Annotated in this window: 17 protein-coding genes; 7 read left to right on the top strand and 10 right to left on the bottom strand. The window is 60.6% G+C overall.

Going from position 1 to position 17,999, the window contains the following annotated elements; translation table 11 throughout:
• Nucleotides 1-69: 69 nt before the first annotated feature.
• The gene (locus tag AKG12_RS02220) at nt 70-1,047 is read left to right on the top strand and encodes a VOC family protein (protein WP_052817440.1); all 978 of its coding nucleotides are present in this window, start codon (nt 70-72) and stop codon (nt 1,045-1,047) included.
• 726 nt (nt 1,048-1,773) lie between these two features.
• Here AKG12_RS02220 and AKG12_RS02215 read toward each other — a convergent pair.
• The 4 genes from AKG12_RS02215 to AKG12_RS02200 form a co-directional block, all read right to left on the bottom strand.
• On the bottom strand, nt 1,774-5,241 hold the full coding sequence (locus AKG12_RS02215) for a chromosome segregation SMC family protein (protein WP_052817438.1): 3,468 nt from the start codon (nt 5,239-5,241) through the stop codon (nt 1,774-1,776).
• A gap of 84 nt (nt 5,242-5,325) precedes the next feature.
• Nucleotides 5,326-6,006, bottom strand: coding sequence for a DsbA family protein (locus AKG12_RS02210; RefSeq protein ID WP_046798533.1), 681 nt, complete (start codon nt 6,004-6,006; stop codon nt 5,326-5,328).
• A 128-nt stretch (nt 6,007-6,134) separates the two neighbouring features.
• Nucleotides 6,135-6,656, bottom strand: coding sequence for a DUF721 domain-containing protein (locus AKG12_RS02205; protein WP_046798532.1), 522 nt, complete (start codon nt 6,654-6,656; stop codon nt 6,135-6,137).
• A gap of 26 nt (nt 6,657-6,682) precedes the next feature.
• Nucleotides 6,683-7,147 carry a hypothetical protein gene (locus AKG12_RS02200; protein ID WP_052817437.1) on the bottom strand — a complete coding sequence of 155 codons (465 nt, stop codon included), beginning with the start codon at nt 7,145-7,147 and terminating at the stop codon, nt 6,683-6,685.
• Between the two features lie 127 nt (nt 7,148-7,274).
• Between AKG12_RS02200 and mutY the strand changes: the two genes are divergently transcribed.
• Both mutY and AKG12_RS02190 read left to right on the top strand, forming a co-directional pair.
• Nucleotides 7,275-8,384 carry an A/G-specific adenine glycosylase gene (mutY, locus tag AKG12_RS02195; protein ID WP_052817436.1) on the top strand — a complete coding sequence of 370 codons (1,110 nt, stop codon included), beginning with the start codon at nt 7,275-7,277 and terminating at the stop codon, nt 8,382-8,384.
• Nucleotides 8,385-8,466: 82 nt separating this feature from the next.
• Nucleotides 8,467-9,078, top strand: coding sequence for an HAD family hydrolase (locus AKG12_RS02190; protein WP_052817435.1), 612 nt, complete (start codon nt 8,467-8,469; stop codon nt 9,076-9,078).
• Between the two features lie 66 nt (nt 9,079-9,144).
• Here AKG12_RS02190 and AKG12_RS02185 read toward each other — a convergent pair whose 3' ends face one another.
• The 3 genes from AKG12_RS02185 to AKG12_RS02175 all read right to left on the bottom strand — a co-directional run bounded on the left by AKG12_RS02185 (nt 9,145) and on the right by AKG12_RS02175 (nt 13,126).
• Nucleotides 9,145-10,659: a Do family serine endopeptidase gene (locus AKG12_RS02185; RefSeq protein ID WP_052817434.1), complete on the bottom strand. Its 1,515-nt coding sequence runs from the start codon at nt 10,657-10,659 to the stop codon at nt 9,145-9,147.
• Between the two features lie 290 nt (nt 10,660-10,949).
• The gene (locus AKG12_RS02180; protein ID WP_052817433.1) at nt 10,950-11,426 is read right to left on the bottom strand and encodes a hypothetical protein; all 477 of its coding nucleotides are present in this window, start codon (nt 11,424-11,426) and stop codon (nt 10,950-10,952) included.
• 554 nt (nt 11,427-11,980) lie between these two features.
• Nucleotides 11,981-13,126: a site-specific DNA-methyltransferase gene (locus AKG12_RS02175; protein ID WP_046798526.1), complete on the bottom strand. Its 1,146-nt coding sequence runs from the start codon at nt 13,124-13,126 to the stop codon at nt 11,981-11,983.
• A 234-nt stretch (nt 13,127-13,360) separates the two neighbouring features.
• Here AKG12_RS02175 and AKG12_RS02170 point away from each other — a divergent pair, with 234 nt between their 5' ends.
• Nucleotides 13,361-14,461: a hypothetical protein gene (locus AKG12_RS02170; protein WP_052817432.1), complete on the top strand. Its 1,101-nt coding sequence runs from the start codon at nt 13,361-13,363 to the stop codon at nt 14,459-14,461.
• A 64-nt stretch (nt 14,462-14,525) separates the two neighbouring features.
• Here the strand turns inward: AKG12_RS02170 and AKG12_RS02165 are convergent, their stop codons facing one another.
• A complete protein-coding gene (locus tag AKG12_RS02165) occupies nt 14,526-15,002 on the bottom strand; it encodes a DUF1284 domain-containing protein (RefSeq protein ID WP_052817431.1) in 477 nt (158 codons plus the stop codon).
• A 46-nt stretch (nt 15,003-15,048) separates the two neighbouring features.
• Nucleotides 15,049-15,729 (bottom strand): GntR family transcriptional regulator, encoded by a 681-nt coding sequence (locus AKG12_RS02160; RefSeq protein WP_035218528.1) that lies wholly within the window; start codon nt 15,727-15,729, stop codon nt 15,049-15,051.
• A gap of 234 nt (nt 15,730-15,963) precedes the next feature.
• Between AKG12_RS02160 and AKG12_RS02155 the strand changes: the two genes are divergently transcribed.
• From AKG12_RS02155 to AKG12_RS02145, 3 genes are all read left to right on the top strand, one after another.
• Complete coding sequence (locus AKG12_RS02155) at nt 15,964-16,653, top strand: HAD family hydrolase (RefSeq protein WP_004440401.1); 690 nt, start codon at nt 15,964-15,966, stop codon at nt 16,651-16,653.
• Nucleotides 16,654-16,724: 71 nt separating this feature from the next.
• On the top strand, nt 16,725-17,003 hold the full coding sequence (locus AKG12_RS02150; protein ID WP_046798523.1) for a BrnT family toxin: 279 nt from the start codon (nt 16,725-16,727) through the stop codon (nt 17,001-17,003).
• Nucleotides 16,982-17,296: a BrnA antitoxin family protein gene (locus AKG12_RS02145; protein WP_046798522.1), complete on the top strand. Its 315-nt coding sequence runs from the start codon at nt 16,982-16,984 to the stop codon at nt 17,294-17,296. Before AKG12_RS02150 ends, AKG12_RS02145 begins: the two co-directional genes overlap by 22 nt.
• 70 nt (nt 17,297-17,366) lie before the next feature.
• On the opposite strand, the gene AKG12_RS02140 is transcribed toward AKG12_RS02145, so the two are convergent.
• Nucleotides 17,367-17,906: a hypothetical protein gene (locus AKG12_RS02140; protein ID WP_052817869.1), complete on the bottom strand. Its 540-nt coding sequence runs from the start codon at nt 17,904-17,906 to the stop codon at nt 17,367-17,369.
• Between the last annotated feature and the right edge of the window lie 93 nt (nt 17,907-17,999).

The raw sequence follows: 17,999 nt of genomic DNA, 5'->3' as shown, positions 1-17,999 counted from the left end.
CGCATTCGTGTAGTGCGCAGAAACGGAGTGTTCCCTAAGCCATTATCATCGCCGACAAAGAGATTATTCATGCAATTTACTCGCCGCCATACGTTGAAATTTGCCGGAATTTCTTGCGCCGCCACGGCGCTGGCCGGTGCGCTCAAGGCCGAGGGCGGCAGGCCCGCCGCAAATGCCGCCACCACCCTGCCCTTTGCCGTGACGACACCCATGCATATCGGCCAGGCCGCACTTCGCGTGCGCGACCTTGATCCGATGATCGATTATTACCGTTCGGTGCTTGGCATGAACGAGGTGGGACGCACGGCGAGAGGCGTGACGCTCGGCGTGGGAAGCGTGCCGCTGCTCGATCTCGTCCACAAACCGGCGGCAGATTTCGAAAGCCCTACCTCCGCCGGCCTGTTCCACATCGCCTATCTGATGCCCTCCCGCAAGGATCTCGCCCGCTGGCTGGTGCATGCGGCGCTCAGGCAGGTGCCGCTTTCCGGTTTTGCCGATCACAATGTCAGCGAGGCGGTCTATCTCAACGATCCCGAGGGCAACGGCATCGAGGTTTACAGCGACCGCCCAAAGGACGCGTGGGTCTGGAGCGGCAGGGTGGTGAAAATGGGCACCGAACCGCTTGATGTCGATAATCTCGTGGCGCTGACCGACACCAAAACCGACCATTACGAGGTCGCCCCGGCCGGGATGCGCATCGGCCATATTCACCTGCGGGTCGGCGAAATCGCCGCCGCCCGTGGCTTTTATGAACAGGCCGTCGGCCTGCAACCGACGCAGGATGCGCGTTCGGACGCATCATTCCTCTCCTCCGGCGGCTATCACCATCATCTGGCGGTGAATAGCTGGAACAGCCGGGGTGCGAAGGAACGCAACGCCATGGAGACCGGTCTCGACTGGTTTTCAATCACCGTTCGCAATCCCGATGATCTCGAGGCGCAGAAGACGCGGCTGCGAGCGGCCGGTTATGTGCTGGTGGAGATGGAAAACGATATGGTGGAGGCGATCGACCCCTGGGGCACCCGACTGCGACTGATGCCGGGGTGAGTGGTGGTGGGTCTCTCCATGCATGATGCGGAGTACATTGCGCGATTGACGGTTACGGCGAGTTGAGCGTTTAGAGGGCTTCGCAGCATCTTCTCCTTCCGACATTCCGGCCTTGGAACGCTACTGTCCGGTTTAAATTTTCAGCGTTGGACACGAATGACGTATTGCCGTCGCCCTATGAATGGCAAACCTCGCCAAACACTCCGACGTCATCCTCGGGCCTGTCCCGAGGATCTGCAACGGCTTGATTTTGTTGACGTGTTTAGATCCTTGGGACAAGCCCAAGGATGACGTCGAGAAAATGCTCAACGCTCACCGCTGTCTTCCACGCCATATGAAGTGTCCAGAAATTTAAACGAGACGGCAGTCGCCTTGAGCCGTAATCCAGCCGACGCGCGTCGGTGCGACGGGAAGAGTCTTTTCAGCCCAAGGACTTGGGCTGGCTGGATACCGGCTCAAGGCCGGCATGACGGAGGAGGTTTGCGCCCCGGAAACGATTACCAGCCATGCAGCCACCTCGCACTATGAACCCGGAAAAAGAAAGCCTTGCGAGGCCACGGCAGCGGCCTCGCAAGGCATTCCATCCGGTACAGGAAACCGGATGGGGGGTCTGGTGAGAGCCCTTGGTTGTTTCGGAAAACATAGCAAAATGCTGCGCATTGTCGCTCACCCGAATGGGTGATACGGCCAGATAAATTCGCGATGGAGAGAAACGGAAAAGGAGCCTCAGACGGCTTCGCGCAATTGCTCGGCGGTCTGCAAATCCACGGAGACGAGTTGCGACACGCCCTGTTCGGCCATGGTGACGCCGAAGAGGCGGTTCATGCGCGCCATGGTGATGGGATTGTGGGTGATGATGACGAAACGGGTTTCCGTCGAGGCCACCATTTCATCCATCAGGTTGCAGTAGCGCTCGACATTGTGGTCGTCGAGCGGGGCATCCACCTCGTCCAGCACGCAGATTGGCGCGGGATTGGTGAGGAAGACGGCAAAGATCAGCGCCATGGCCGTCAGCGCCTGCTCGCCGCCGGAAAGCAATGTCATGGTCTGCGGTTTCTTGCCCGGCGGACGGGCGAGAATTTCCAGCCCCGCTTCCAGCGGATCGTCGGATTCGATCAGCTGCAATTCCGCCGTGCCGCCGCCGAAGAGATGGGTGAACAGCCGCTGGAACTGTGAATTCACCACGTCAAAGGCGGCGATCAACCGTTCACGACCCTCGCGGTTGAGATTCTGGATGCCGGCGCGCAGCTTGCGCACGGCATCGATGATATCGTCGCGTTCCTTGATAAGCGCTTCGAGCTTGGCGGAAAGCTCGGCCTGCTCTTCCTCGGCACGCAGGTTGACGGCGCCAAGCCTCTCGCGTTCGATCTTCAGCCGGTCGAGATCACGCTCGACATCGCGAATATCGGGCTTCGGCTGGTCCGGGCCAAGGCCGGTCAGGCGCAGGGCCATATGCGGCTCGGTGTTCAGTGTTTCGCGGATGCGGTGTTCAGTCTCCTGCCGTTTTTCGCGGGCGGAAACCAGGCGTTCTTCGGCACGGCCGCGTTTTTCCCGGGCCTCGGCCAGTTCGGAAAGGGCCGTTGCAGCCACCCGGTCTGCGGCACGCTGCAGGTTTTCCGCCTCGGCCAGCCGGTCAGCGGCCTGACGGCGGGCGTCTTCGGTCTTTTGCAACTCATTGAGGAGGTTGCGGCGTTTCTCGTCGAATTCTTCTGGCGCTATATCAAGCTCGGCGATTTCATCGCGCGCCTCTTCCTCACGCGCACGCAACGTCGCGATGTGATCGGCCGCACTTGCCGCGCGTGACTGCCAGGTGGAACGCTCCTGCCCTATTGCCTGTATTCTGCGCTGGCGGCTTTCCGCCTCGCGGCTCACGCCCTCGTGGCGGGCGCGGGCCTCCGCCAGAAGACCGCGATCAGTCGCGACCTCCAGCTGGCTTTCGCGCAGCTTGAAATCCAGCACGGAAAGGTCAGGCGCATCTTCCATTTCGATGCGGGCATTTTCTTCCTGAACGGCGATCTCGTCGACCTGCGCGCCAATCTGGTTCAGCGCTTCGGAAACGATATCCCGACGACGCAGCAGATCGCCCGAAGCCCGTTCGGCTGATGTCAGCGCCTCTCGCGCTTCGGCAAGCTGACGGGTCGCGAGCCGGCTCCGGTCCCGCGCTTCCGAAAGCCGCAATTCGCTGCTTCTGATGGCCTCGGTTCTCGCGGCAAGCTGGTCTTCGGCCTCTTCCAGAATGAACCGAGCCTCATCCAGTTCGGTCTCGATTTCGGCGAGGCGGTTCTTCTGCGACAGGCGAAGTGCTGCAGCGCCCGGTGCATCGGCGCTGGCGATGTGGCCGTCCCAGCGAAACAGCGCGCCTTCGCGTGTTACCAGCCGCTGGCCAGCTTTGAGTGAAGGCAACAGGCGTCGGGCTTCCGATACGTCTGCAACGACACCGATCTGCGCCAGGGCGCGGCGCAGAGCATCCGGCGCCTGCGCATAGTCCAGAAGCGGTTTCGCGCCCTGCGGCAAGGCGGGATCGCCCTCCCCGTCGCCATTGCCGGCCCAATAAGCGGGAGCGCCGGAATCGAGCGGGCTTTCGATATCGTCGCCAAGGGCGGCACCCAAGGCTGCCTCAAAACCGCGCTCCACCGTCATTTCTTCCGCAACCGGCGTGAAGCTGCCATTGGCAGCAGCGCCGGAGGCGAGGATTTTGGTGATGGTGCGTGCTTCCGTTTCCAGCGCGTTCAGCCGGTTTTTCGCCGTTTCCAGCGGCCCGCGCGCCAGCGCTTCGGCGGAGCGCGCCTCGGCGACGGCGGCTTCGGCCTCCTCCACCACGATCAGCGCATCCTCGACCGCGATTTCCGCCGCCTCTACCGCTTCTCGCCGTTCCGAAGGATCGGGAAGGCCGGAGAGTTTCTCATCGATGGTATCGATCTCGGCGGACGCTTCCTGCGACTGCCGTTCCAGCCGGAGCTTGCGGTCGGAAAGATCGCGGATCGCCCGTTCCAGCTGCTGGCGGGCGGCAGCGGCCTCGGCCCGCTCGGCGGTGATGGCGGTGAAAACGGCTTCGCTCTCCGCCAGTTTGACAGCGGCGGTTTCGAAGGCATCGCGCATCTCTTCCGCATGGCGGCCGGAATCGGAGAGGATTTCGAGGAGTTCGGCTTCCTCTTCATCGAGCCGTGCGAGTATCTGGGCATTGTCAGAGACAAGCCGTTCCTCGCGGACGATATCTTCGCCAAGCTGCGAAAGACGGCGCGCCAATTCGTCACGACGGCGCAAAAGGCGGTTCGCCTCGTCATCCAGCTGGGTGCGGGCGATCTGCAGGCGTTGCAGGGCGGCGGCCACCCGCGCTTCATCCTCGCGCAGTTCCGGCAGTTTCAGGCTGGCGATGCCCTGCTGCTTGGCCGCTTCCATCTGGCCTTGAGCCTTTTCGGCGACGATATTTGTTGCCTGATTGAGCGCGCTTTCCGCCTCGCCTTCCGCTTCCTTCGCCTCCACCCAGCGGATGTGCAGCAGGGTCGCCTCGCGGGCGCGGATATCGGCCGACAGCATCTTGAAACGGTTGGCCTGTCGCGCCTGGCGTTTCAGGCTTTCGATCTGGCTTTCCAGCTGGGCGGTCACATCTTCCAGCCGCTCCAGATTGGTCTCGGCGGCGCGCAGGCGCAGCTCGGCCTCGTGGCGGCGGGAATGCAGGCCGGAAATGCCGGCCGCCTCTTCCAGCAGCTGGCGGCGGGCCTGCGGCTTGGCGTTGATGAGTTCGCCAATACGGCCCTGCCCCACCATGGAGGGTGAGCGCGCGCCGGTGGAGGCATCCGCAAACAGCAGCTGCACATCCTTGGCGCGGGCTTCCTTGCCATTGATGCGATAGACGGAGCCGTTTTCGCGCTCGATGCGGCGCGTCACCTGAATTTCATCGGCATCGTTGAAGGCGGCGGGCGCGGTGCGGTCGGAATTGTCAAGATAAAGGCCGACTTCGGCGGTGTTGCGGGCCGGGCGATTGCCGGAGCCGGAGAAGATGACGTCATCCATGCCGGATGCGCGCATGTTCTTGTAGGAGTTTTCGCCCATCACCCAGCGAAGCGCTTCCACCAGATTGGACTTGCCGCAGCCATTCGGACCGACGACGCCGGTGAGACCCGGCTCGATGATGAATTCGGAAGGTTCAACGAAGGACTTGAAACCGACAACGCGCAGCTTGTTGAACTTCATGCCGCCATGCTCCGGCCGGAAGACAGGCAATAAAAAACGGGCGAACGGAAATATCCGCCGCCCGTTTCTCTCAGGGTTCGGCGATCAGAGCAGCTTGTCGATGACAGCCGACATGTTTTCAACCGACATGTCTCCCGCATATTTCTTGCCGTTGATGATGAAAGTCGGCGTGGAGTTGATGCCGAATTCCGTCGCACCGCGTTGCATGGTTGCGTTCACATCATCCAGAAGTTTCTGGTTCGTCAAGCAGGCCTCGAAAGACTCCTGTGAGAAACCGGCCATTTTCGACAATTGCAGCAGGGCGGCGCGCGCATCCTGGGCTACAGCCCAGCTCTGCTGCTGCTTGAACAGCATGGAAACGAAGGGGAAATACTGTCCTTCAGGGGCGCAACGCGCCAGCATGAAGGCGGCAGCAGCGCGCGGATCGAACGGGAATTCGCGCAGCACGAAATAGACCTTGCCGGTATCGATGTATTTCTTCTTGATCTCTTCGAAGGTCTTGTTGTGGAAGTTTGCGCAGTGCGGGCAGGTCATCGACATATATTCGACGATCTTGACGGGTGCGTTTGCATCACCCAGAGCCGCTTCCGGCAGCGGGCCGGGCTTCATCACGGCGGCCATATCCACGTCACCGGTGGATTCAGGCAGTTCCTGCGCCTCGGCGACACCGGGCGTGAAGGCAAACGGCAGGGCCGCGGCAACGGCGGCAAGGGCAACGCCGCCAAGGAGGCTACGACGGGAAATGGTCAGTTCGGGAAAATGCATGAAAGCACCTGTTGGTAATAGACTCTATTGTCCGTTGATTCCGATATAGCGCCAGCCTGTTCATCACAAGCGGGGTTTTGAACTCTTCTTGTCAAAGAATTGTGACCAGTCAAGGACAGCGCCGTTGGTCAAATCGCTTTGCGTGGCGGTTTCTTCTGCAAGACCGCCGTGCCAAGCCGCTCCACCGCCTTGCGCAGCGCCTCGCTCTCGATGCCTTCCATCATGTCATCGAGACGTTTTGCCGCATCGCCGCGCAGCGGCGGCGGCTTCCTTTTGCGGGCAATGGTTTGGGAAACCGGCTTCTGCACGATACGGATCTGGCGCACCGCCGGAAAGCCGAAAAAGCCGTTGATGCGGGCGATGAGTTCGCCCTGCGCATGGGTGAGGAACAAAGCGCGGGCGCCTTCGCAGGCAATGGTCAGCACGCCGGGCTGATAACCGCCGCGATCCGGCCCCTCGTCGCGGCGCGGCCAGGTTATCTTTTCCGGCCGGGTGCAATCGGCAAAGTCGTCACCGGCAATCTCGTCCCAGGAGCCGAGCAGCGCGGTGTTGATGCCCGCCCGCTTCGACAGCACGGGATCCATGATGCCGTTGGCGACTTCGGCGATCTGTACGACGCCCTTGCGGAATGAATCTGCGGGTTTCTTCATGCTCTCCTCGACAGAGGCGAAAGACCTCAAGCGGCCGCGCCGTCGTCATCTTCTTCGCCGCGCAACAGCGCACGGAATCGCTGCCAGTCTCGGCGGGCGGCCAATCGTATCATTCCAGCCGCCAAACATCCAAAGAGGAAATATCCGGCGGTCAAAAACTGCAGATGCAATATTCCCGGTTTATCGGAGAGAAAGGCAATCACCAACATGCAGACCAACGCGACCGACAGGTATATCCACAGGCCATGGCAAAAAATCGCCCAGAAACCGGATTCAAAAATCCGAAAGCGGCGCGAAGGCTTTTGCCGCGTCCTTTCCAGTTCGCGAACATGCCGGATTATGCGCGCGATCGTCACGGCCACACCGTTCTGCAACCCGAAACACAGCCGGCCGATGTGGTTCAGCAGGCTCATGATCAGGCACAACGCCAGCAGAATTCCGATGACATACGGGAGCGGTTGAGGGATATTTTCCAGCAGCGCATCAGGCATAAGGGTCTTCCTCCGAAATCGGATCAGGGGGGCGATGTCATGGTGTTCATCGCCGGATGCGGTTTTCCACCTCGCCGCAACGGGTCTCCTGTTGCAGATTGCCGTGCCGTGTCTATGTTCAGCGGCGATGAACACACATACGCGGCAACCGATATCACATCCGACGGCGGAACACCTTCTCGCATGGTACGACCGGCACCATCGCGAACTGCCATGGCGCACGTCTCCAGCCATGGCGGCACAGGGGAAACGTGCCGATCCCTACCATGTCTGGCTTTCGGAGGTGATGCTGCAGCAGACGACGGTGCAGGCGGTCAAACCCTATTTCCTGAAGTTTCTCGCCGCCTGGCCTGATGTCAACGATCTGGCGGCGGCGCCGGTCGAGGATGTCATGGCGGCCTGGGCGGGGCTTGGTTATTATGCCCGCGCCCGCAACCTTAAGAAATGCGCGGAAGCCGTAGCGCGCGAGCATGGCGGCGTCTTTCCGGACACCGAAGAGGGACTGAAGGAACTGCCCGGCATCGGCGATTATACCGCCGCGGCCGTGGCAGCCATTGCGTTTAACCGGCAGGCGGCTGTCATGGACGGCAATGTCGAACGTGTCATTTCGCGCCTCTTCGTCATAGATGCTCCCCTGCCCGGCTCCAAACCCGCAATGAAAGCGAAGGTGGCGGCGCTGACGCCTGCCGACCGGCCCGGCGATTTTGCCCAGGCGATGATGGATCTCGGCGCAACGATCTGCACACCAAAGCGGCCGGCCTGCGCGCTCTGTCCGTTCAATGGCGCCTGTCTGGCGCTTGCCCGTGACGAGCCGGAGCGTTTTCCGGTCAAGGCGGCGAAGAAGGCCAAGCCTGTGCGGCTCGGCGCCGCCTTCGTGGCCGTAAACACAAGCGGCGAAATCCTGCTGCGGCGGCGCATCGATAGCGGGCTTCTCGGCGGCATGACCGAGGTGCCGACAACGGCATGGACTGCCCGCATGGATGGCGGCACCGATGCGAGCCACGCGCCCTTTGTCGCCGGCTGGCAGGCGGCAGGCGTGATTGTGCATGTCTTCACCCATTTCGAACTGCGGCTCACGGTCTATCGTGCCCAGGTGCCGGATGGTCTTCAAACCGGGCCGGATGACGGATGGTGGGAGCCGGTTACAAATCTTGACGCGCAGGCGCTGCCAACGGTGATGAAAAAAGTCATCACCCAAGCTATTCCATCCGCGTGTCGGCCCGAAAATCGAAATTGATTTTCGACAGGAACGATGCGCAACTCAAAGATTTAGAGCGTCTGAAAGGCGCGCTAATGTTCGATGAAAGCAGGAAGTTTCGATGACCAAGATTGAGCATATCGTATTCGACATCGGCAAGGTGCTGATCCATTACGATCCGCATATTCCCTATAGCCGCCTCATTCCCGATGCCGACGAGCGCAAATGGTTCTTCGAGAATGTCTGCACCCATGACTGGAACCTCGAACAGGATCGCGGCCGCCGCTGGGAAGATGCCGAAGCGCTGTTGCTGGAGCAATTTCCCGAGCGGGAAGAACATATCCGCGCCTTCCGCAAGTTCTGGCACGAGATGGTCTCGCATTCCTATGACGACAGCGTCGCGATCATGGTTGCCCTGATCAACAACGGCCACGATGTGACGATGCTGACCAACTTCGCTTCCGACACCTTTCGCGAAGCGCAGAAGATGTTTCCCTTCCTCACCTTGCCGCGCGGCGTGACGGTCTCCGGCGATGTGAAGCTCCTGAAGCCTGACGTGGCGATCTACGATCTGCACGCCCGGGAATTCGGCCTCAACCCGGCCACCAGCATCTTCATCGACGACACGCTGGCGAATGTGGAAGGCGCCAGGGCTGCCGGCTGGCAGGCCGTGCACTTCACCGGCGCGGAAAAGCTGCGGCAGGATTTGCGGGAATATGGGGTGGAAGCCTGAAAATGACAGAACGGGCAGCTCCGAGGGAGTTGCCCGTTCCTTGAGATTGCACCGGAAACCCGGGGTTCAGCCCTGTGCGAAGGGCACGGCGACATAGGTCTGCGAATCGCCACGCTGGATGAGCAGCAGAACGGATTTGCGACCGGCCTTGCCCGCCTGCGCGATCGCCGCCTTGGCATCGGCAGCCGATTTCACCGCCGTTTGATTGACCGAAACGATCACGTCGCCTGCCTGCAAACCAGCTTCGGCTGCGGGTTTGGAGGGGGTAACACTCTCGACGATCGTGCCCTTCTCATCCTGCGGGAGATTGAGGGCTTCACGGATCGCCGGGGTGATATCGGCCAGTCCGATACCGATCATCGGCAGGGCTTGCGATGAGGCATCGCCCTTCTGCTGGCCATTGTCAGGGGATGCCTGTGCGCTCTGGGCGTCGTTGCCGCCCACGGTCAGAAGCATGTCCTTGCTTTCTCCCTGGCGCCAGACCGTGACATGTTCCTTCTGGCCGGGCGACAGATCGGCGACCATGCGCGACAGGTCGCGCGGGGACTTGACCGGCTGTCCGCCGAGAGAGGTAATCACGTCGCCGGTCTTTATGCCGGCGCGGCCTGCCGGCGTGCCGGCATCGACCTTGGCGACCAGCGCGCCTTCCGCCGTGGCAAGACCGATGGCATTGGCCACGTCAGGGGTCACCGGCTGTATCTGGACACCGATGAAGCCGTGCTGGATCGATCCGTCCTTCATGAGACGGACAACGACGTTCTGCGCCTGGTCGGAGGGAATGGCGAAACCGACACCGACGCTGCCGCCATTCGGCGAATAGATCGCGGTATTGATGCCGACCACCTTGCCTTCGACGTCGACCAGCGGGCCGCCTGAATTGCCGTGATTGATCGGTGCGTCGATCTGGATGAAATCGTCATAGGGTCCGCTATGCAGGTCGCGTCCGCGGGCCGAGACGATGCCGGCCGTGACCGTGGTGCCGATGCCGAACGGATTGCCGATCGCCAATATCTGATCGCCGGCCTTCAGCCTGTCGGAATCGCCCCAGGAAATCACCGCGAGCGGCTTGGGTGAGACGACCTTGAGGACCGCCAGATCGGATTTCGGATCAGCGCCGACAAGCGTGGCGGGAAGCTCCGTGCCGTCATCCAGCGTCACCTTGATCGAGGTGGCATTGTCGATGACGTGATTGTTGGTGACGATATAGCCGTCCGGCGAGATGATGAAGCCGGAACCCAGCGCTTCCGCGGTCTGGGACTGGCGCTGCTGCGGCTGCTGTTGCGGCAGGGGAATGCCCTGCTGGCCGAAGAACTGGCGGAATTGCTGGTCGAACGGCGTGGTATCGTCGGTCGCCTGTTCCTGCGTCTTCATTTCGGTGGTGATGGTCACCACCGCCGGCTTGTCGGCGGTAACGATCCCGGCGAATGAACCGCCCGAGGTCACCGGACCGGGAACGGCCGATAATCCGGCCTGGGCAAAAGCGGGTGTGTTATGCAGAAAGACGGGCAGCACAAGCGGTGCGGCGACAAAGGCTGCGCCAAGCAAAGCTGCGATGCGATATCTGCGTAGAATACCGGACATGACGTTTCTCCTTTGTGAGGACATGCTCACGGCCTTAACCGGGAGGGGAGCAGGCTGGGCCGCACCCCATGCAGCCGGCAGGCGCATGGTTTTTAAGTTTCCATTCGTTGTTTCGAAATCCGCGCGACCCCGTGGGGGATTGGATCGTTCTGACTTTTCTTCGAACCGCCAAAACGATCCAACTGTTTGTCCTGATGGCTGGAGGGCGGGTTCGTGCCCCGTCACCGCTCTCCGGCGGCTATCTGCGGCGGCATGGCCGATCCTCGTCACGCGAGGACGGAAAGCCCCGGTCAGCTCATGCGGACGATGTTCCGGTCAAGTTGCCGGACTTCGCCCTGAAGGGTGGCAAATGCCTTCATGGGAATATGGCCACGATGCATTTGGGCGGTTTTCAGCGCCTGGGTACGGATTGCGGACGATTCATTTTCGAGCCTGTGGAAAGCGCTTGCGCTCAACCTGCCCTGCTGGCGTTCAAAATCGATCCGGTGGTCGGCGACACGAAGCTCATGAAGCACACGAACCAGATGCGGTCTCTGCCCGTAAGCGGCAGGACCCGTATAGTTCATGTACATAGTGTTCATGGACAGGTCGTCATCGTTATGGCGGAAGAAATGTCTCCCACCCCGGTCGAAATCATGGGACCGTTCGCTATGCATTCCGCCGGAGCCGGAATGCTCGCCGTGCGAGTGTTCGGCCGCGAAAGCACCGCCAGTGGCGGCCGCCAGAATGAAGGATGCTATTGTGACTGTCTTGAAAAGCGAGCGCATGGCACGCCTCCTTGTTCATCGCAGGTTGGCCCGCGAATCCGGCTGTCTCGCATCGTCGCGTCGCGATCATTTTGGTCGCCGGCGACACTCAGCCTGGAAGAATATGTACTCCCCGCCGTGTATAGCGTCACGTTAATCTTCCGTAACGCGCAGGACATCTATTGTTAAGGCTGGGGAACTCGTCGCGGCCGGGCGGAGCGTCATGAATGGCTGATGAAAAGCCCGCGCAGGCCCAGAAAAGAAAATTGGCGCAGGCGGAAATGGCGGTCTCCGGCCTGCGCCAGTCCTGCCGCAAGCGGCATGGGACAGCAATGTTTTCGTGATCTGTCCGAACCGGATTTTCACAACCACTGCTTTGACCCAGACAGTATGGGCCGTCTCTTGCGCGAAACTTGTCTGGCTAAAGTTTTATATTCGAAAATACCAACGCCCGACACCGAGGTGCCGGGCGTTGGTCGTTCTCCATCCGGGACTGAAGGTACTAAACCGGACAGAGACGTATTCTGACAAGGGCGGGCGGTGGATCGTCCGTCTACAGCCTCCAAGGCTTTTGACTATTCGGCCTTTGCCATTTCACTGCGAATGATCGTTCTCAGATCATCGATCGGCTTCAATTCGTCGCCGTCCTCGAAATGCCAGAACGTCCATCCGTTGCATGCGTCGAGACCCTGCACCTTCGCGCCGAGGCGGTGAATGGAGCCGGCGGTCCCACCGGATGCGAGGGTACCATCGGCACGAATAATGGCGCTATAACGGCGTCTTGCATCCGTCAGAACCTGGCCGGGGCGAACGAGGCCGCTTTCCACCAGCGTGTTGAAGGCCACGCGCGGCTCAGCCTTCTTGCCCGTCATGACCGTCAGTTCGGCCTTGCCGAGCGGTTCGACGGCGGCGATGCGGGCGGAAGCCGCATCGATATAATCCTGTTCGCGCTCGATGCCGACGAAGTGGCGGCCGAGACGCTTTGCAACAGCACCCGTGGTGCCGGAGCCGAAGAACGGGTCGAGCACGATGTCACCCGGCTTGGTCGACGCCATGATGATGCGAGCCAGCAAGGCTTCCGGCTTCTGGGTCGGATGCACCTTCTTGCCGTCGTCACCCTTCAGCCGCTCATGGCCGCTGCAGATCGGGAACAGCCAGTCGGAGCGCATCTGCACATCGTCGTTGGAAGCCTTCAGTGCATCGTAGTTGAAGGTGTAGCTTTTGGCTTTCGGATCACGGCTTGCCCAGATCATGGTCTCATGGGCGTTCTGGAAACGGCGGCCCTTGAAATTGGGCATGGGATTGGTCTTGCGCCAGACGATATCGTTGAGGATCCAGAAATCGAGGTTCTGGAGCATGGCGCCGACGCGGAAGATATTGTGGTAGGAGCCGATGACCCAGATGGTGCCGTTCGGTTTCAGCACGCGGCGGCAGGCGAGCAGCCAGGCGCGGGTGAAGGCGTCATAGGCATCGAAGGAGGCGAACTGGTCCCATTCGTCATCGACAGCATCGACCAGCGACTGATCGGGCCGGTGAAGCGTGCCGCCAAGCTGAAGATTATAGGGCGGGTCTGCGAAGATCGCATCCACCGACTGGCTCGGGAGGGCATCCAAGGCAGCGACACAATCACCTTTGATGATGCTGTCTTTCCAGGCGTCACTCTCGCCCGCACGATCAAAACCGGCACGCCGAAAATCGGCCAGCGGAAAAACTGCTGCCATTGGTACTCGCTCCATACGCTTACTCTCTACTGACGCTTATGGTTACCGAAGATGGTTATCAAAGCCTGAACAAGTCACGGAAAACGCAAAATAAATGGCTGTGGCGCCCGCCATGAGGGATTTGCGGCGATGGGCGGGGAACCCGAAGCGGCGCAAAAACGTTGTGCACAACGGGTTAGTCTGTCGCGCAGTTCGACGCGGCAGGAAGACGGCAATGGCAAGGGGTGATCCGCAATGGGGTCGATGATGAAAATGGCTTCTTTTTCCGTAAATGTCGTATGCGCTGCGCTTGTCGTTGCGGCGCTGCCGTTACCATTGCGGGCGCAGGCGCCGTCGGCGCAATTTAACGTGGTGACGGATGCGGTGCTGTTCGATGGCGGCCCCTCGCTTGGCAACAGCAACAGGGTGCGTTGGGATTTCTACAAGACCGACCGGGCCGGAGCACGCACCGACGAAAATGCCGGCGGCTCCTATGACGCCACCTTCGAGGCAAAGCTGCCGGCGGGCAAATATGTCGGCGTCGCGGCGCTGGGCAATGTGAGCCGCGAAATTGCCTTCGAGGTGAAGGATGGAAGCGTTGCAAGGCCGAAGGTGAATTTCGATGCGGCGGAACTGACGGTCGTGCCGAAACGCAGCCCTGATGGCGATGTGGAAACCCAGGCGAAAACCGAAATCACCAAGGGCGATTTCAAGGACAGCGTCTATGGCCAGAATGCGGTCTTCGTGCCGGCGGGCGAGATTGTTCTCACCGGCAGCATCGGTCCGGCGCGAGTGCAGGAAACACTTGCCGTCAAGGCCGGCGAAACGATCAGCCACGAGCTTGTCATCCCGAGCGGCGTGGTGGTTGCCAAGGCGGTTTATACGCAGGGCGGCAAAGCGGTTGAAACGGACGACATCCGTTTCGAGGCGATGTCGGCCAAGGAAACGCTTGATGGCACCCGCCAGACCATCAACGGCATTTACGGCACGGGCAAGATGATGGAAATGCCGGCGGGCGATTTCCTCATGCGGGGCCGTCTCGGCAAGGTGACGGTGGAACAGCCATTCACGGTGACCGCCGGAAAACGCTCGGAAATCACCCTTAATCTCGATGCCGGCGTTCTTGCCATCACCGCTCCCGGTGCGGAGCGGATTGATATCGTCGAGACCACCAAGGATCTTCAGGGTACGCAGAAGGAAATTTCCGGCCGCTACGGCACACAGCATCAGGAAACGCTGCATCCCGGCGATTATTCGGTGAAGGTAAGCTACGACAAGAAATCCGGACGCGACCCGAAAGAGATCAAGGCAACGGTCAAGGCGGCGGAGCGGACCGAGACGAATGTGCCGGAGTAATGGCCCAGCCCCCTGCCCTCACTCCTGTGCCCGTCACGGGGATGAGGGTTTGGAATGTCGAACATCACAATTTCCTACCATGCGGCCCATATTTGGGCCTGAGCATCGGATGCTTCGCAAACCGCGCCACATCCTTCGGCGCTGCCTGTAACGGCTCGCCGATCTTTACGCCCACGAAGCCTGATGCGGCGATGCGGTCACACAGCCTTATCCACTGGCAACCACGACAGGCCTGCCGGATGTCTCCCGCAGCGAAGGCAAGACGCATGCTCTCAAGAAAATCCGGCGTTGCCCGCAGCCGTCTCCCGGAGGCAAGCGTCTCGTTCAAAAGCGCCGAAACAGAAAGCCGGGCCGCCTCATCCCGCTGCACCACGCCTTCGTTAAAACAGTGCGCATGGCTTTCGCAGAGCAGGCCGGTGCAGATATCATCCGGTCCGTCCACCAGCTCGATATCCTCCTCACCCGCATTCAGGCGGGCGGCGACACGGTCGTAATTTTCGACGAAGCCCGAGGTATAGCCCTTGCCGACATAGGTCAGCATACAGAGAAGGTGGTGGGGGCGCAGCCGGACAGTCACGGGCGGCCGCCTATCCGACAATCGCAAAGGCGTCGCGCACCGAGCCGGACGAGGTGCGTATGGCCTTGCGGCCGATCCATTGCACATGTCCGTCGAGAATGCGCACCGCCTCCTCTGCCCTGCCGCCGCGCAGCGCATCGATGATCGCCCGGTGATCGGTATCCGTGCGACGCTCCCAGCCGGCCCGCCAGGCGGAAAACAGGAAACGAGCGCTTGCCGCATGCAGGCCGTCGATCGCCTCCATCAGACGCGGCATGTTGCAGGGCGCGGTGATGAGGCGATGGAAGCGGCGATTGGCCTCTTCCCAGTGCTGCACGTCAACGGCGCTATCACCTTCCAGTGTCGCGGCCTCGGCCTGATCGAGAATGGCTGACGTCATGTTTGGAATGGCGTGGCGCAGCGCCAGAACCTCGAGCGCAGCGCGCATTTCTGCCACTTCGCGCACATCGTCAAGGCCGAAATCCGCCACCCGGACACCCCGGCGCGGAATGCTGGCGGCGAGCCCCTGCGCTTCCAACCTGCGAAACGCTTCGCGAACCGGCACATGCGACGCGCCGAATTCTGCGGCGATATGATCCTGCCGCAGCCGTTCGCCCGGCGACAGCTCACCGCGGACGATGCGGTCGGCGAGCGTGCGGCTGATGCGTGCGGCAATGGTGTCTTCAGGTGTGGTTTTCACTGGCTTGGGCATAATATCCCATAACGCATATGCCGCGCGACTGTGTAGCTGTTTTTGCAGGGTCCAGATGCGTAAAACCGAATATTCTAAATCAGTCAGCTGCTTATGTGCTCCCCGCATTCGGAACGGGCAAGCTATGAGCCCGGTGGGACCGACCCTTGCGGGTGAGCCGGTTGAGCTTGGCGCGGACATGGTCTAAAAGCCCGGCATCACTTTTTCCAGGCACATTCGATACAGGGAGCGCCCATGAGCGGCTTCGACCTCATTATTTTCGACTGCGACGGCGTTCTGGTCGATTCCGAAATCATCGCGGCGCAGGTGGAATCCCGCCTTCTGACCGAGGCCGGTTATCCGATCTCAGTCGAGGAAATGGGCGAGCGCTTTGCCGGCATGACCTGGAAGAACATTCTTCTGCAGGTGGAAAGCGAAGCCAGCATTCCGCTTTCCGCGTCGCTTCTCGACAAGTCGGAAAAGCTGCTCGACATGCGGCTGGAACGGGACGTGAAGATCATCGAGGGTGTTAAATTCGCCCTGTCGCGCCTGACGACGCCGCGCTGCATCTGCTCGAACTCTTCGAGCCACCGCCTCGACATGATGCTGACGAAAGTGGGCCTGAAGCCCTATTTCGCACCGCATATCTATTCCGCCAAGGACCTCGGCGCCGACCGCGTGAAGCCGAAGCCCGACATCTTCCTGCATGGCGCGGCCCAGTTCGGCGTCTCGCCCGACCGTGTCGTCGTCGTCGAAGATTCCGTCCATGGCATCCATGGTGCGAAGGCCGCCGGCATGCGGGTCATCGGCTTTACCGGCGCATCCCACACCTATCCGAGCCACGCCGACCGGCTGACGGATGCGGGCGCGGAAACGGTGATTTCACGCATGCAGGACCTGCCCGCCGTGATCGCGGCGATGGCGGAGTGGGAAGGCGCTTTTTGAGTTGTGAAAGCGCTTCTTTCATGATCTGAGTAGCTACATTGATCTTTTAATAAATGTAGCTACATTAATTCATGAAAATTATATGGGACGAGCCCAAGAGGCTCGCCAATATCGAGAAGCACGGCTTCGACTTTGAAGATATCGATGGGTTTGACTGGGAGAACGCCATCATCGAGAAAAGCCTCACCGAACCGGGAAGTTCGCGTTTCAAAGCGATCGGATATTTTCGGGACGGGACTATGGCCGTTGTTTTTGCGACTGTCGGGACAGAAGCAATATCCATCATCAGCTTCCGACGGGCGAGTTCCAGGGAAAGAAGGAGGTTGCCATGGCCAAAGTTGCAAAACTGAAAGAATTCAAACCCGGCCGCGGCTATACCGAAGCGGATTGGGACGCCGTCGATTTCCCGGAGATGACGGATGAGGAGCTGGCAAATGCACGCCCCGCCCGAGACGTTTTGCCTCCTGCTTTCTTCGAAGCAATTGATGAATACAGAAAGACGCGTGGCCGCCCGCCGGTGGATAAGCCGAAGAAACAGGTAACATTGCGCCTCGATGAAGACGTGGTGGAGCGTTTTCGCGAAGGTGGCAAAGGATGGCAGAGCCGCATCAACGAGGCCTTGCGAAAGGCAGCTGGTATTTAAATCCGTTGCCATTCAAAAAAAACCGGAGCCCGCAAAAGCAGCCTCCGGTTTTTTCATCTAGCCCGTCAAATCACCGGCGCCTGGTCTTTGCCTTGGCGCTTTCGCCGCCGAAGCCGATGTAGACGCTGACCGACTTCGGTGCGCCGCCGGGTCCATTGGGAATGGCCACGTGGTCATTGTTGAAGATGAACTGCGTGCCAGCGGAGCCTGCCGGCACGTCGATGGCGAAATTGGTCGTTTCGCCGTAAATTTCACCGTCACCGTCCTTTACCGTCACGCGGATCGGAACCGTTACGCGGCCGGGCTTGGCCATCGGGCCGGGAACGAGACGACCCTGGGCCAGCACGTTCACCGTCAGCGTGGATTCGTTTGCAGTGCACGAGCGCGTCGTATCTGACAGCGAGACCTGATAGGCGAGCTTCTGCGGATCGTCCTTGGCGCCACCGGCATAAACGCGGTGGACGGCGCTGGCGTCGAGAACCGTGACCGTCGGGCAGTTAGCCTGCACCACCGGGGCAACGGCATTGGCCTGCGCCGCAGGAGGGTTGACGGCAAGCGAGTCCGACGGATTGGAGGAATTGCACCCTGCAACGACGGCCAGAAGCGACATCGCGGCGGACAAACGCAAGAAATTCCCTGACACTCTTCTAATTCCCTCTCCATTGTCCCGGAACCGAACCGGAGACGCTGTTTATTGACCTTT

The sequence above is a fragment of the Agrobacterium sp. SUL3 genome, from assembly GCF_001263295.1.
GTDB classification, from domain to species: domain Bacteria; phylum Pseudomonadota; class Alphaproteobacteria; order Rhizobiales; family Rhizobiaceae; genus Agrobacterium; species Agrobacterium tomkonis.
Note: the sequence above shows the minus strand (reverse complement) of the source record. Positions and strands in the feature narration are given on the sequence as shown.